This is a genomic window from Hahella chejuensis KCTC 2396 (assembly GCF_000012985.1).
Lineage (GTDB): Bacteria > Pseudomonadota > Gammaproteobacteria > Pseudomonadales > Oleiphilaceae > Hahella > Hahella chejuensis.
Genome location: NC_007645.1, coordinates 1,325,085 through 1,340,105, shown reverse-complemented (window position 1 = coordinate 1,340,105; position 15,021 = coordinate 1,325,085). Strand labels below are relative to the sequence as shown.

Here is a 15,021-nt window from a genome sequence, read left to right as displayed (position 1 = left end):
AGGGCCTGCACATGGCAAGCCCTGTCTCCCGCGGCTAGCCGCCGCGCAGGCGCATCCATGCGCCTGATTATTAACATGCCCATATCATTGCCATATTAATAAAGCCAAATCTGGCGTCAGGATAATTGGCGCCTCCCCCTGACTCTGGTTATTTCCTCTTCTCGCGCTTGAGAAGCGCCCCCATCATGCATTTGGGAACTTTCCCAGAATTCGGATTTCCAGACAGTCACGTCAGATTACTTTACAACCTGCTCTGATCCACGACACAGCAAAAGATGACAATTACTCGATTTATAAAGGCCATAACCCTGACTGGCTTGAGACTTGCTGCTGGTCATAGTTCATCACACTAGCAGTGGAAGTACGTGATTATAAAAATCAGGGCGCCGCTCGCTGTACCCAGGCGCTGCTCCGATAAGATCTACCAAGGAGAAGGGATATATGGTGGACAAAAAGCGCACGGTTTCCTTCCTGTATATTGCAGCTCATTTTTTTGTATTTTTGATTGGCTGTCTGTTAATCCAGACATCCTTCGCACAAGAGGATGGCGACGTATGGCCCACGCCGAACGGGCTCTCCGCCCCCTCGATGTTGTTGACCCGCAGCTCACCGTTCGATCCTCCGGACACTGACAGTTTCTTCGCCGACGACGGTCCAGGACTGGATACGGGATGTACGTTCAATACCAGCCCGGAGCACCCGCTCATTATCGACGTGATGATTGACGTCTCTGTCGGGCCGGTTGACGGAGACGGCTATCTGCTTGACTCCGCCCCCCTGATCGCCCAGGGCGTTATTCCCGCCACTGTGGACATCATCATGCCCGGCTACGACGTGGATTATAACGGCTCACCGCCTCCTGAGCGGGACGAGGTCGTTTTCAACGGAACCAGTCTGGGGGTGTTGACTGGCGACAACAACGTCTGGAAGTTAAGCACCTTCACGGTGAGTATCGATAACATTAAATTCCCGGCGCCGCCCGCGCCCGGCTCTCCCCCTGCCCCGCGCGCCAATCGCATTCAAATCAATGTCGATACGCTCAGTACTGGCCGCTGGTGCACCGCTATCGACTGGGTGGCGCTGATATTGCCGGTAGAGCCGAAAGTTGCGCTGACGCTGGAGCCGACGGATTCCAACCCGGTGCGCGTCAATAATCTCGCCTCCAACGATTTGATTGACGTCATCTACCAACAAACCGCCGACGCCAGTTGCAACCTGACGGAAGTGATCGGTCCGAAAGACGATTATCCGTTTTCAGGTCCGGCGGAGTCCGGTTGGTTCGGCTCCGGCGAGGTTAAAATACGCACCCGCCTGGACGCTTGTCCGACAGGCAGCCTGCCATCGGATGCGGAAGTAGAGGCGTCATGGAGCATCGTCGGTACGGCCTTGCACGGAACGGAAGTCTGGTCGGGGCCGGAAGGCGACATGACGCTGACTATGCCGGACGTCATCGGCAGCTATGATGTCGAGTTCGAATACAAAGTGGATGGCGACGCATTACCCACCATCACTCGCAAGCTCTTTGTCACCAAAACCACGCCGATAACCGCCGGCGCCCCCCGCATCTCCTGGTACCAAAACGCCACTGACTGGGCCAGCGGCCTGATTGACGAGGCCGACGTACTTGAGCATTTGCTCAGCGGCGGTTACGCCTACGGCGGCTTGAACTGGCGCTACGGCTACAGCTTCGGCTCCGTCGCCAAGTGCCATTGGACCCAGCTCAGCGCCGACCCGATCACTTGCGACTACTCCGACTGCTATGTATTCAGCGATGTGTTTGAGAACATGGCGGCCACGCTGGGAATCGGCGGCCTCAGCGCAGTGCGGACAGACGGGCGCGGCAATGGATTCGTCACCACCGGCGCGCCATCCCTTGACCCCGCTTTTACCGGCAGCGCCAGGCCCTTCGCGGGCGGACCTTATGACAAATATGAGTTCTCCAGCCACAGCCTGCGCAAACGCGGGTTCCTGTTCCCGGATTACTATGACGCCACCTTCAACGGCATTTACTCCGCCGTGAATGAGTTCATCCTCTGGAATCATAACGGCGCGGTCGACTACGACGCGGATGGCGGCTATCTGGAAACTTTCGAAGGGGCCAAGGTATATCCGGTGCCCGGCGCCAACTCTTACGACTCCTGGGGCGACTTCAAGTACAAAGCGCCGGCGCCGTTCGCCTTGCTCGCCTCAGCCAGCAACGATCAGGGAGTGATGATGATAGAGCCCGACCTCAGTATCCCCGGCGACGTCGAGTACGTGACGCCGGACTCCAACAGCGATGGAGCCTATGAAGCGCTCATCGCCAATGTGCGCGTGGATATCAAACGCGCGGGCGTTTATCTGGTGATGGCGACATTGCACAAAGACGGCGAAGTGATCGCCAATATGCCTGAGTTCGAGTCGATGAAGTTTACCCAGGACACTATTGGCGACGCACCGGGAACATATACCGCCGAGCTGAAGTTTTCCGGCGAACAGATCCTGCGCGCCGGTAAAAACGGCCCCTATGACGTCAAAGTAATCGCCTTTGCGGAAGGCTCTACGCCGGTGCAGGCCATGCTGCCGACTCCCGCGTACGCCTACGCTCAATTCGGCGAAAAAGGCTCCTATCTGACTGATATGACCGATACCGCAGTGGATACCGACAGCGACGCCCGCTACGACTACCTTGAGGCTGTCGTGCAGGCGAAAGTCGCCACAGCGGGCGAATACATCCTGCAAGGAACCCTGATGAAGGCTGGAAAAACCGTCGCCAACACGACGGAGCGCTTCGCCCTGGACAGCGGCGCCCACAGCTTGTCCCTGCGCTTCCTCGGCTCCACCATATTCCGTTCCGGCGAAGATGGTCCCTACGAGCTGGTGGTCGGTCTGTTCAATGCAGACGGAGAACGTCAGGCGGATATAGGCGCGCTGACCCAGGCTTATCACCATGGTGAGTTTGAGGGACTGCTGGATATCACCGGAAGTCTCTCCGACCAGGGCGTAGACACCAATGGCAACGGACTGTTCGAGCAATTGAAAGTTCAGTTCAACGCAGAACTCAGAGCCTCGGGAACTTTTCTGGTGTCGGCGGCGCTGAGTAACGCCGCTGGTCCCTTGGCGGTCTTTATGGATGAAGTCAAGACGTTCAGCCGCGGCGAACAAACCATCACGTTGAACTTCTCCGGTCCTGAAATCAACCAATTGCAATTGGACGGTCCCTATTTCGTCAGAGTCACGTTGCGCCATCCGGATACGCTGAAAATTGTCGATCAGGCCGCTCACAGAGACGCCACCAGGACTTACAGTCATAGCGATTTCGAGCCTATCTCAACGCCCGGCGCTATCGTACTGACAGGCGCCTCCAGCGACGCGGGCGTCGACAACAACGGCAATGGTCTTTATGACTTGCTCCGGGTCAAGGTTGGCGTCTCTCTGGCCCGATCCGACGTGTACACCTGGAGCGCAAGACTGGTGGACGTCAAAGGCGCCGAAATCGGCTTCAATTCAAAAACCGGCTCCCTCCTCAAAGGGGACGCGGAGATTGAATTCAATTTCGCCGGGCTTCCCATTGGTCAGAATGGCGTCGCCGGTCCTTACTATGTGCGCGGCCTGCTGATGTACGGCTCCAGCGGCGGCAATCTGGTGGCCAGCAATGTCGCGGCGACCAAAGGCTACGCCGCCAGCGAGTTCGAGGGCTATTCCGGCCCCGTCAAAGGCGACATTGACGGCGACGGCGATGTGGACCGGGATGATCTGGATGAGGTGATCTCCGCCCGCAACACGCCGGCTTCAGGCAGCGACGATCCCAGGGATCTGGACGGCGACGGCATGATCACCAGCCTGGATGCGCGCCAACTGCGGCTGCTGTGCACCCGACCTTATTGCGCGACGCACTGAGCGCCATCGTCGTTTTGACGTTTATATTCGTTCACTAGCACTAACCGGAAACCGGAGTGGCGGCGCAAGCCGCCAGCTCCGGCCTCAACCCAACAGGGAGAGCTTTTATGTTTACTTCTCGGTTTATGTCTATCGCCCATGTGTTGAAAAGCGTTCTGACGTCGCTTCTATTAACGTTCGCCATAGCGGTGTTTTGCGGCATGCAGGCCCAAGCCGCGGTCATTACTGTTCTGCCATCCACCTCCACAGTGCTTCCAGGCCAGCTGTTTACCGTGGATATTTCTATCAGCGGTCTGGCGCCCGGCGGCGCGCCATCGTTGTCCACCTTTGATTTGAATCTCAGCTTCGCTCCCGGCGCAGTCGCTATCGACACTACGGACGCAGACGCCAATGGCGTCATAGACAGCGTCGCACTGGACTCGGATAGCCAGCTGGATGTGCTGGGGCTCGGCCTCAATCCCATGTCCGCCGAGCTTCTCGCTCCCGGTGAGCTGAACCTGTTCGACTTGTCTCTGGATATTCCTGCGGACCTGGACGCCCATCAGAGCAATTCCTTCCTGCTGGCCTCGCTCAGTTTTACCGCCCTGTCGCCTGGGTTCAGTTATTTCTCAGTGGTCGTCAACGCGCTGGGAGACTCTCTCGGCAACCCCATCGCTGCAACGGTGAATAATGGCGGAGTGAATGTGGTTTCTGAGCCCGCCCTATTGCAGAGCCTGATTATCTGCGGCCTGATGTGGATGAGTATGGGCTGGTGGCGTAAGCGGGGCGCGCAACGCGCATAACGGTTCGACTAAACGTACGCCACAGCCGAGGACTGGCCCCCGCTGTGGCGTAGACAGCCTGGTATAAGACTACTCAAACACTTCCTTGCGGAAATAGGGCGCTGGCCGCTCGTCCATGACTTCAAAGGCTTTAACGCTGGTGAAAACCTGACCGTAGCCGTCGCGAACATGGATCTTCAACAGATGCGCTCCCTGCGCCAAATCCCCTGGAATATTGAGCGACCAGATATGGTTGGAGGATTCCGTCCACATGGAAGCGCCGGAGGGCTGCGGATCGGCGGCGCCGAAACGGGCGCCATTAAACAGCTCAAAGCCCTGCGCCCGCGCCTCTCCTGACTCGCTCCTGGCGGCGTAGCGATACACATACATCTGCTTTTTCAGGGCAAAGGGATCAAGACTGTTGCTCTTGCCCTCACCGGTTCCACTTTGCGTGCGCACGGCTTCCACCGGAGGGCGATCGTCGATCTGCGTCCACACCCGCGTATCCTTGGAGCCGTTCCAGACATTGATGATCGCGCTGACGCCGCCCGCGAAGTCAGCGGCCGTCAGTATGCTGGTGTCCGGCAGGTCGTTAATATTCAAAGGCGGCGTCGGCGAACGGGAGCCCTCAGGGGTCAACGCCCATTCCTTCAGGATCTGATACCAACTCAAGAAAGTCGGCGACAGGAAGTCCACGGACATTTGCTCCTGCGGTCCTTTACCGGCGGCTTTAAAAGTGCTGGTGAATTGTGAGCCTGTGAACTCAAACAGCATATATCCACGGGGCGCCCCCATGCGTTGAATGGACATAGGCGCGTTGTGCTCGTCAAAATCGCCAGACCACCAAGAGCCCGCCGTAGCGCCGGTAATAATATGGGGAATCGGCGTGGGACCGGCGCCGACGGCGTCATCCCAGCCCTGATAGAACTCTCCGGCGACGATGTTTTCCAGGTTATGAGTATGCCCCGCCAGCGCCAGTGCGGGGCGCCCTTTCAGCAGCTCATACAACCAGGCGACATTGTCCGTCTGATGCTTGGTGGAGCCCATATCCGAAAACGACACCAATGGAATGTGCATGTTAAGCACAATCAATTTATGTTCCTCGGTCGCGGCAATGTCGTTGGTCAGCCATTCCACCTGCGCTTCGTCGATAACGCCATTATAGGTGGGAGCGGTCGACGGGTTGTCGCAGTATCCGTGCTTGCCGTCGGCGTTGTCCGACTCAGGCGTACAGGGATAACGCACATTATCCAGCACGACAAAATGCACATCGCCGACGTCGAAGGAATAATAGGCAGGCCCCCACTCGCGTTTGAACGTATCCAGACTGTGCTTGTCGCTGGTGGCGTCATTATCGATATCATGATTACCCGGCGTCAGATAAACAGGGACGCCCGCGACGCTCAGGGTTTTCTTCAGGCGAGGATACAAGCCCAGATCATCGCCAATGATGTCGCCTTCAATCATCACCAGTTCCAAATCCTCTCTCGCCGCCAGTTCGGCGGCCAGAGAATCCCGCACATAGCCGACTTCGTTGTTGGAATAAGGTTGTGTGTCGCCGGATACCGCAATTTTGAAGCGTTTCTTATAGGGACCGCGCACCATGGGGAAATTCACCGCCTTCGGCTGCGGTCCGCTGGCCGGCAGCCCGCCAAAGCGCAGCTCTGGGGAACCGTTGGGGATATGGTGATAGGAAAACTGCGGGACGTTGTCTTCATTGACCGGCAATTCGAATCCGGCCGGCTTGGTGACGAACAGGGTGAATTCATTCAGCCCTCGGGACTTTGCGGGTAGCTTGTAATAACCGCGATGATCCGTCAGCGCCACATCATAACCGTTGGACACCCGCACGCGCGGCAATCCACGCTCCCCGCGGTCCAGCTTGCCGTTACGGTTACGATCTTCAAAAACCCGACCTTCCGCAAACTCCCGTGTGACCTCACCGTTGTCGGAAGGAATCACTTCCACTCCGCCCCGGTACAGCTCCGAGCGTCCGCCCAACGCGCTGAAAGCGTCCGCCGATCCCGCCGGCGCCGCATCAGCCAGCCCGACGAACGCCGCGCTCACGCCTATAATGAATGGGGTTATGGTTTTCACAATGCCTCCTTTTGTAGCATGAATTCCTTTGTCTTGAGCCAAGGAGTGTACATCGTAAAAGTACAAAGTGACGTTATAAGGTCATGTTTGTAAAAGTTATTTTGCAGGGATCAAATTAGCGGCGGACGAGCTGGACGATAACCAAAATGCATGCTCAAAAATGCAGGTTAAGGCGCTGGTTAGAGGAACGAGATCGAGCGATGAAATTATCAGGCTTTCTGCTGTCGTTAATTAAGGAAATAGTCATCCCCATTGCGATCATCGTCACATTGATCGGGGCCGTGATCGCTCTGAGATGGAGCCTGGAGCATCCACTGCAGGCATTCTGCGAGGAACTGCCGCAGGGCGCGTTGATGGAAACTGTTATTCGTGACGCCGAGGCGAGTGGGTTTATTGCGCTGCGATCAGGCGCCTCGCCAGAAAGGCTGGACATATTAAATCATGAAGCCCCATTCTTTCGGTTGGCGTGTGAGTGTGAATTCTCAAGCGGCGCGCTACGGAGCAAACGACTGCTGCAGGCGGATTAGCGCTGGAGCTGGAGGTTACTCGTCTGAGAACATCGCATCGATTCTCGCTTTATCATAAGCCAGAATCCAAGCGTTATAGCGAGTGTAGATTTCCCGCAACGCGCTTTTTTCAGTGGCGATTAAGTCCAGGCCGCGGTCGTCATACAGGTGCAAAACCATTCCTCTGGTGCGGTTCACCAAATAACATCGGCCACGAAGTGAAGGCTTCCGTCGGGAGAAATCGGCATTCACTATTGATAAAAATATTGCTGCGTAATTGATCTCACTGGAGGTCGCTCCGGTTACATACGCAGTTTTCCAATGTAGCCCCTTAAGGCTGCCCGCCTTTCTTGACTCAAATATTACGTTTCTATGCCCAGAGCTGCTCACCTGTCGAATGATATGGCTCTTTATTTTTATTTTGTGGCGACGATGTCGAAGTGTCTCGTATACAACATCCACTTCATCTGTCGCTGAAAAAGCCGCATTACAGATCGAGAGCGCGCGATGCAGCGCTTTTTCGAAGTAATGGTTATTCAGAACTCTTTTTTCCCTATTTATCCAGGCCCCCATCTCCGGCGACCCAATTTCGAACCGGATACCAGTGGGCCACTTGTAGAATAAGGGCGGACTCAACTCCAGTCCCCGAAACGCATTCTTTAAATAGTCAGTCAACCACTTCCCTCCATTTCTTTTCCCGTTCTTTTCCCATTCTTTCCCCAAATGAAAGCCCGCGCAGGCGGCGCCGATCTTATACTTTCGGCCCCACCTAAGCGGCGTTATCACGCTGAGCTATACTAGGCAGGAACACCTATTCAGGAAAGGCTACAATAATCCACCACGTTCACTGACTGATAACGCCGTGACCTCATTAAAAGCAAAACTCGTTTTGGCTCTTATTTCCACCAGTCTGCTAGTCGTAATGATCGTCGCCATCATGACGCCCATCATGGTGGAGCATGAATTCGTCGAGCATGCCAAGGTTGCGCATTATGGGCGCTTTCAAGCCGCCATTGAACGCTATATTCGAGAAAACAACTCCTGGGACACGGAAAAAGACGCGTTGCGTTTCGCCATAGCGGAGGAGAATAACCGCAAGCTACATCGTACGCCTCGCAATTCACCGCACATGAGGCCACAGGGTCAAGCGGACGCGCCCTATTTTTCCGGGCTCCCCCCGCCAAGGCGCCGCCCGGGCTCCAAAGCATCGGAGGAACTGCCCTTCGCGTTCGTGCTGACGGACACCCAGGGCCACATTCTGCACGCAGGCAAGGATTATAAAATTGGTCAGAAGCTCACCGAAGAAGAATTGTCAGGCGCTGACTCGCTCTGGGTGAAAGGCCGTCTGGTGGCCTACGCGCTTTCCAGCGGCGAGCCGGATCTCTCGACAGCGGACCTCGCCTATTTGCACACCCTGAGAGAAACGCTGCTCTTCTCCGCATTGGGAGCGATCGTGTTCATCATTCCGTTTGGGATCTGGGAAGGAAGCCGTCTCGTGCGCACGCTTAACCATCTGACATCCGCGGTGAATCGCATGGCGGAGGGTGAGTTCAAGCAGCAGGTGCCAGTCAAATCCGAAGATGAAGTCGGCGCTCTGGCGAAGGCGTTCAACCTGATGAACACCCAATTGCACGAGGCTTACAAAAACCTGGAGGATTCCCGCAACAAAATCGCCAAGCAGGCGGAGCAGCTCAAAGAACTCAGCATTCGCGACGAACTCACCGGGCTTTATAACCGCCGCTTTTTCAATGAAGAAGTCAAAGTGCTTCACGCCAACGCGCTGCGCTACGGCAACGGTTTCTGTCTGGTGCTGGGAGATATCGATTTCTTCAAGCGCATCAACGATGGTTACTCTCACGTCGTGGGCGATGAAGTGCTGAAACAAGTGGCGAAGATCCTTATGAACAGTATCCGCAACAGCGACATCGTGGCCCGTTACGGCGGCGAGGAAATGGTGCTGGCGCTCCCCAATACCTCTCCCCAGGCCGCCATGGAGATGATGGAGAGAATCCGCAAAACCATTGAACAGCATCCATGGGATAGCATCGCCGAAGGCATGAAAGTCACCATGAGCTTCGGCATTTGTGATGAGACCAACGGCGAACACTTTGAGCACATGCTGGCCGTGGCGGATGAGTTGCTATACAAGGCCAAGAACAATGGGCGTAATCAAGTGTGCAGCCTGAGCTGCTCGCAGACTCACTGAAGCAAGTCATCAAGGCCGCCACGATGCGGCGGCCTTAGCTTTACGCTAATGCGGGTCGTCGCGCTCTGATTCCTGTCTGAGAAAGCCAGCCGCCGCCTCATCATGAGCCAGCGTTTGCTGGGCAGGAATAGCCCGGGTTTGCTGATTAAGCTGATGAATCTGCGACGCGTTGCCCAGATCTCTTGCACTGGTGATCGCGGCGATGGATTCTCTGTCTTTCAAGAAGGCCACCACGTCGTGCTTGATTTCCTGCAACTGCTCGTCATCCCGGTGCATCTCCAGAATATGCCTGGGATGCTCCAGGTTTCTCATTCCGGTGGCGGCGAAGGTGGTTGAGACGATACGCGATACGATCACCCATGGCGTAATGCTGCAACGCACCAAGGTATTCTCCGAGCGGGTGCTGTCGTGGATGCCGGTTCCGGTGGAAATTTTCGACTCGGTAAAAGTGCCTTCGCACTTAAAGTAAACAAGCAGCGATTCAAACTGGATTTCCGCGAAAAACAAATGCGCCGCGCCACTGAGCAGTTTGGCGAAAGACTTGAGCAGCAAACCGATCAGAAACATATGTACGCAACTCATCAGCAGCCCCGCCCATTCTTCAAAGCGCGGCGTTCCCCATAACTCTTTCAAGGACGAGACGCCGGTCTGCGAGGTAAAAGCGTATAGATCCACCAACGCATACGCCAGCATCAACGTGTACACAGTCGCTGCGATGAACAGGAGATTTCCCGTCACCAACGCCGCTGCTCGCAGCTTTTTGAAGAGCTCACCCAGTTCCAAGGCCCTGACCTTCGGCTGCACTTCTTGAATCATTTCGCCTCTGAAGCCGCCTTTGCCGTCCACCTGCTCGTCGAGTTTCGGATCGAGCTCGCGATATACCCGGTTCGGAACCTCTTTGTAACGGCGGTTGGCCATGACAAGGTTATCGAGATTGATGAAAATTTCTTTGGGATGCACGGACTCCTGCCAGTTTTCCCGCAGCTCAGAGACTTCAGCGACAGGCTCAGCGCTACTCAGACGCCGACTCAACATCAGCACTACAATCACACTGCTGGCGGCGGCAGCGAGCAATGCGCCGATTATGTAGAGCTCCGCATGCAGGTCGGGCAGTTGCGTCAACCAACCTTCAACATCCTCCCGCGAAATCTTCCACTGCGACATGCCCCAGGACAGGGCCAGGCCGACGACCAGCGGAATAATGAACGAGAGCGCAATCACTTTGGCGAGCGAGCCTCCGCCCAGCGACTCAACCTGCTTCTCCGCTTTCCGGTCCAGGGGTTTTCCTGCTGCTCTCCAGGTAAACAACAAATAGGCCATCAATAACGCCGTATACACGGGAAAGGCCAACTCGCCAGCCTCGCCGGCAAAACCAGCCAGCGACACAAACGCGACAAACGCGTAGGCGACCAACATTACCGCCGTGTTTATCCAGGCGCCGAACAGACGTTGCGACAGATTCCTGACCGGATACGGCATAAACAGCAGCTTGGGAACAAGACTGTGAATCAAACGCGCCAGCAAACCTTTCGGCTCCACAAAGGTGGTGTTCTTGCGCCCCATCAGCATTTCTTCCAGCTGCCGATGGTCATATCCCACGTATGTCTTTTCTTCCTGCGCCGTACTGGCCTGGGATTTACTCTGATTTATCGCTAACGAAGTGGGGTGATTACGCCCGACAAAATAACGCAGCATCGCATAAACGCCGGAAGATAAGGCGATAACGCCGATGCTCAGAACGAGCACGCCAAAGCCCATCAGTATCCAGCCTGAAGCGGCGTCGTCTTTGACCACGCTCGCCGCCGTCACAAGAAGATATAAAGCGATCAAAACCTGAACCGCGCCGCTGCCCGCCGTCACGGCGCCTTCAAGTTTGAAAGGATTTTTCAGCCCCAGGTCGATAGAGCCATAATCAAATGCCATTCGTTAATCCTTAAATCAGGGATGTTTTGGGAGATGTAGTTAGTTTTTTCTTTGTAATAATGCGCCCTATTATATTCTGAGCCTAAGCGCTTTTGATAAACAAAAAACAGTCATCCGAATAACGTGCGGCAACACAGGGATGACGACGCCGCTAAGCGACGTCGGGAAAGAGAATTGTCGGATAAGAATGCGACAGAACACTGCTGCAGTCCTTGCGTACTCATAGATATCTATTAATCGGCTCCATGAATTTCACGCACCGGGATAGTCGCAAGCACATCCAAAGGCGCCATGTTCATATTAATCGCCACGATTTCCCCCGGGCATTTAGGCGTCGTGACATAGTGGGTGACGCATCCGCAGAGATTGCAGCGATGGAACTCCAATTCCCTGTCGCCCCATATATAAAAAACCGACTTTTCTTTCTCAAACCCGATCTCTACCTCTTCGGGCGAGTAGTATCCCCATAAAGCGGCATATCTCCGACATATAGAACAGTTGCACTTTCCGACTTCAGCCGGTGGGCGCGCCATTGATAGTTTGACGTTTCCGCAGTGGCAAGTTATTTCCATTTACTAATCCTTTGAAAAACAATCATTTTTGCAAATTAACTGAGAGTACATCCAGTTCAGAAGAGCAGCTTCAGTGAAAATCGTTTGGCCCACAAGCGTAAATTCATAACCAGGTAGAAGTTTCGTATCATTGCAGGCCAAGACGACGACGCTACTTTCCGGAGAACTGGTATTTTGCTGTCTATGCGGCCGACCAAAAATCCGGCTCGCGGTATCCCGGCGCAAACCTAGTCCAATATCACGTATATGCCGACAGCCGCCACAAATCTTGTCTATTCTTGCTTATGAGGATGGGAACAATCGCTGGGAATATACTTATGAAGAACTCCGTATGGGAGCAGTTCAAGGAGAGCCTGTTCCGTGGCAAAGCGGAACGGAAAACGTTACACAACGTCGTGGAGTACGCCCCCAACGCCATAGTTCTGATCGACCAGGACGGGCTTATTCAAATGGTGAACGCGCAGACTGAACTGGGCTTTGGTTATTCCCGCCAGGAACTTCTTGGTCAGCCTGTTGAAATACTGGTTCCCCATCGTTTTCGGAGCGCACATCCCGGACAACGCAGTAGTTTCTTCGCTCATCCCGTGCGACGCGCCATGGGGTCCGGGCGCGACCTGTTTGGAATGCGCAAAGACGGTACGGAGCTCCCCATAGAGATTGGCCTCACGCCAATACACTCGGGAAGTAAGACGCTGGCGTTGGCCAGTATTGTCGACATCACTGAACGCAAACGCGCCGAGGAGCGTTTTCGTCAAGTCGTTGAGTCCGCGCCAAACGCTATCGTGGTGGTTAACAAACATGGCGAGGTGACGTTGGTGAATGCGCAAATGGAAAAAATATTCGGCTATTCCAGGAACGAAGTGGTCGGCAAACCTGTTGAGATTCTCATCCCAGATCGCTTTCGCAGTCACCACGCCAGCTTTATAAATTCTTTTTTCGCCTACCCCAGTACTCGCAGCATGGGCGCCGGTCGCGAGCTGTACGGACGCAAACGCGACGGAAGCGAGTTCCCAGTGGATATAGGCTTGAATCCCATGGCCTCGGAAGAAGGTCCGATGGTGCTGGCGACTATTTTTGACATCTCCGAGCGCAAGTTGGCGGACGACAAGGCCAATCGACTGCGCAAAGATTTGCATGAGGTCATTTCAGTACTCTCCACAGCCAATGAAGAAATCATGTGCTCCGTCAATCAGGCGGTGACCAGCAGTCAGGACACCGCCACCGCCATCAGCGAAATCGCCGCCACGGTTGAGCAGGTCAAGCAAACTGCGCTAATAGCGGGCAGTAAAGCCAAAACGGTTGTAGAAAGCGTCGAGCAGACTCGCAAAGTCGCTAAAGAGGGTCACGCCGCCGTGAATGACGCACTGCAGGGAATGCAACAAATCCGTATGCAGATGGAAAGCATAGGTGAAAGCATCACTCAGTTATGTGATCAGACCCAGACAATCGGCGACGTGGTGGCCGCGGTGAACGATCTGGCGGAGCAATCGAACCTGTTGGGCGTGAACGCCTCGATTGAGGCGGTTAAAGCCGGCGAGGTTGGGCGAGGCTTCTCCGTCGTGGCGCAGGAAGTCAAGTCACTGGCGGAGCAATCCAAAGTAGCGACCAAACAGGTGCGCGCGATTCTGTCGGATATCCAAAAGGCCATGAACAAAACCGTACTTGTCGCTGAGCAAGGCCACAAAGCGGTGGAGATTGGTTCGCAGCGGGCGCAATTCAGTGGCGAAGCGATCAAGGCGTTAATGGACAATGCAACGACCTCCAGTCAAATGGCGATACAAATCGCCGCCACCAGCCAGCAACAAATCAGCGGCATGGATCAGGTCGCCCAGGCGATAGAAAGCATCCGGGAAGCCAGTCAGGGCAACGTCAGCGGCATTCGCCAGGTGGAGGAGACCGTGCGCAACCTGCATCAGTTAGGCGCGAGACTGAAAGAACTGGCGGCGCACTTTAAGCCTTAGGCAAGCGCCCTGCCCCAAGCCCAAACCATCATCACCTTTCCTAATCAGCGCCATATAAAAGGTCAATTAGTCCTGTTTGCGTTTCGTCCCCATTATGGCCTCAGTTACACAGTTTCAGACTTGAGGTGAACCATGAGCGCATTCGTAAAGCACATATCCGATGCAGACTTCAAAGACGTCGTCATCAATTCAGACAAACCGGTATTAGTGGATTTTTGGGCTGAGTGGTGTGGCCCCTGCCGGGCGATTGCGCCAGTGTTGGATGAACTGGCGGAAGAGATGGCTGACGACATCCAGGTCGTCAAAGTCAACGTTGATGACAATCAGGCGGTCGCAGGCGCAATGCGCATCCGCAGCATTCCCACGCTGATTGTTTTCAAGAACGGCAAAGCGGTGGCTAATCACAGCGGCGCGGTCGGTATGGCCCAGCTGAAGAACTTTGTTGCGCAAGCGATTTAGTACCCCCTCTTGGAGCAACTCTCTGTTGCTCCCTTTTTAACTTATCCGCTACGCTTTCTCACCCCAGCAACTCGGCGGCTTCTTTACCCTGCGTTATAGGCGCGCCTCCACAAACGAAAAAACGCGCCGCCCGGAAGACGCAGGACGAACGCGTAATACTGCTATTAATCAGGCAGACAAATAGCTTCCTTCCATTTGTCTGCAACGACAGGGCCTGCACAGGTCAGGCCCTGTCTCCCGCGGCTTGCCGCCGCGCAGGCGCATCCATGCGCCTGATTATTAACATGCCAATATCATTGCCATATTGATAAGACACTTACCGGCTTAATCGATGCGACGCCAGTGAACCTGAATTTCTTCCTTACGCGCAAAGCGAACCAGGTGATCGTCCAGAATATACTGAACCACGCCGAGCGCTTCCTCGTTCTCCGCCTCGCAAACCATTTCCAGCGTCGCCTGATCGGCTTTCATCACGCAAGTACCGGGCTTGAACTGCACCCGTCCTTCATGATCGTCCCATTCCGCCGGCACTTTATGGCGAAAGTGTTTGCAAAGTTTGTTGAGGTACAGGCTCGCAGAGCCTGTGGGTACTGTCGCGACAGATTTAAGCATAGGGTTTTCCTTCTTATGTTAAGACCGTCAACACAGAGAGCCGAC

General features: G+C 55.0%; 11 protein-coding genes. 6 read left to right on the top strand and 5 right to left on the bottom strand.

Annotated elements, in window-relative coordinates; genetic code table 11:
- Positions 1-441: 441 nt before the first annotated feature.
- Positions 442-3,879: a hypothetical protein gene (locus HCH_RS05945; protein ID WP_011395262.1), complete on the top strand. Its 3,438-nt coding sequence runs from the start codon at positions 442-444 to the stop codon at positions 3,877-3,879.
- Positions 3,880-3,986: 107 nt separating this feature from the next.
- Entirely contained in the window at positions 3,987-4,661 is a 675-nt protein-coding gene (locus HCH_RS05940) for a hypothetical protein (RefSeq protein WP_011395261.1), read from the top strand.
- A 69-nt stretch (positions 4,662-4,730) separates the two neighbouring features.
- On the opposite strand, the gene HCH_RS05935 is transcribed toward HCH_RS05940, so the two are convergent.
- Positions 4,731-6,737: a calcineurin-like phosphoesterase C-terminal domain-containing protein gene (locus tag HCH_RS05935; protein ID WP_011395260.1), complete on the bottom strand. Its 2,007-nt coding sequence runs from the start codon at positions 6,735-6,737 to the stop codon at positions 4,731-4,733.
- Positions 6,738-6,937: 200 nt separating this feature from the next.
- Between HCH_RS05935 and HCH_RS05930 the strand changes: the two genes are divergently transcribed.
- Positions 6,938-7,264: a hypothetical protein gene (locus HCH_RS05930; RefSeq protein ID WP_041598453.1), complete on the top strand. Its 327-nt coding sequence runs from the start codon at positions 6,938-6,940 to the stop codon at positions 7,262-7,264.
- A 15-nt stretch (positions 7,265-7,279) separates the two neighbouring features.
- On the opposite strand, the gene HCH_RS05925 is transcribed toward HCH_RS05930, so the two are convergent.
- Positions 7,280-7,918, bottom strand: a complete 639-nt coding sequence (locus HCH_RS05925; RefSeq protein ID WP_011395258.1) for a DUF3885 domain-containing protein — start codon at positions 7,916-7,918, stop codon at positions 7,280-7,282.
- A 214-nt stretch (positions 7,919-8,132) separates the two neighbouring features.
- Between HCH_RS05925 and HCH_RS32140 the strand changes: the two genes are divergently transcribed.
- Positions 8,133-9,449, top strand: coding sequence for a GGDEF domain-containing protein (locus tag HCH_RS32140; protein ID WP_238384972.1), 1,317 nt, complete (start codon positions 8,133-8,135; stop codon positions 9,447-9,449).
- A gap of 45 nt (positions 9,450-9,494) precedes the next feature.
- Here the strand turns inward: HCH_RS32140 and HCH_RS05915 are convergent, their stop codons facing one another.
- Together HCH_RS05915 and HCH_RS05910 are read right to left on the bottom strand one after the other, a co-directional pair.
- A complete protein-coding gene (locus HCH_RS05915) occupies positions 9,495-11,372 on the bottom strand; it encodes a hypothetical protein (RefSeq protein ID WP_011395256.1) in 1,878 nt (625 codons plus the stop codon).
- Positions 11,373-11,605: 233 nt separating this feature from the next.
- Positions 11,606-11,944, bottom strand: coding sequence for a GFA family protein (locus HCH_RS05910; RefSeq protein ID WP_011395255.1), 339 nt, complete (start codon positions 11,942-11,944; stop codon positions 11,606-11,608).
- 317 nt (positions 11,945-12,261) lie between these two features.
- On the opposite strand from HCH_RS05910, the gene HCH_RS05905 reads away from it, so the two are divergent.
- The gene (locus HCH_RS05905; RefSeq protein WP_011395254.1) at positions 12,262-13,905 is read left to right on the top strand and encodes a methyl-accepting chemotaxis protein; all 1,644 of its coding nucleotides are present in this window, start codon (positions 12,262-12,264) and stop codon (positions 13,903-13,905) included.
- 132 nt (positions 13,906-14,037) lie between these two features.
- Positions 14,038-14,364, top strand: coding sequence for a thioredoxin (trxA, locus tag HCH_RS05900; protein WP_011395253.1), 327 nt, complete (start codon positions 14,038-14,040; stop codon positions 14,362-14,364).
- Between the two features lie 324 nt (positions 14,365-14,688).
- On the opposite strand, the gene HCH_RS05895 is transcribed toward trxA, so the two are convergent.
- Positions 14,689-14,976: a DUF2218 domain-containing protein gene (locus HCH_RS05895; RefSeq protein ID WP_011395251.1), complete on the bottom strand. Its 288-nt coding sequence runs from the start codon at positions 14,974-14,976 to the stop codon at positions 14,689-14,691.
- Between the last annotated feature and the right edge of the window lie 45 nt (positions 14,977-15,021).

Coding starts and splice junctions, on each gene's coding strand:
- HCH_RS05945 (WP_011395262.1), top strand. CDS start 442: ATGGTGGACAAAAAGCGCACGGTTTCCTTCCTGTATATTGCAGCTCAT.
- HCH_RS05940 (WP_011395261.1), top strand. CDS start 3,987: ATGTTTACTTCTCGGTTTATGTCTATCGCCCATGTGTTGAAAAGCGTT.
- HCH_RS05930 (WP_041598453.1), top strand. CDS start 6,938: ATGAAATTATCAGGCTTTCTGCTGTCGTTAATTAAGGAAATAGTCATC.
- HCH_RS05915 (WP_011395256.1), bottom strand. CDS start 11,372: ATGGCATTTGATTATGGCTCTATCGACCTGGGGCTGAAAAATCCTTTC.
- HCH_RS05910 (WP_011395255.1), bottom strand. CDS start 11,944: ATGGAAATAACTTGCCACTGCGGAAACGTCAAACTATCAATGGCGCGC.
- HCH_RS05905 (WP_011395254.1), top strand. CDS start 12,262: ATGAAGAACTCCGTATGGGAGCAGTTCAAGGAGAGCCTGTTCCGTGGC.
- trxA (WP_011395253.1), top strand. CDS start 14,038: ATGAGCGCATTCGTAAAGCACATATCCGATGCAGACTTCAAAGACGTC.
- HCH_RS05895 (WP_011395251.1), bottom strand. CDS start 14,976: ATGCTTAAATCTGTCGCGACAGTACCCACAGGCTCTGCGAGCCTGTAC.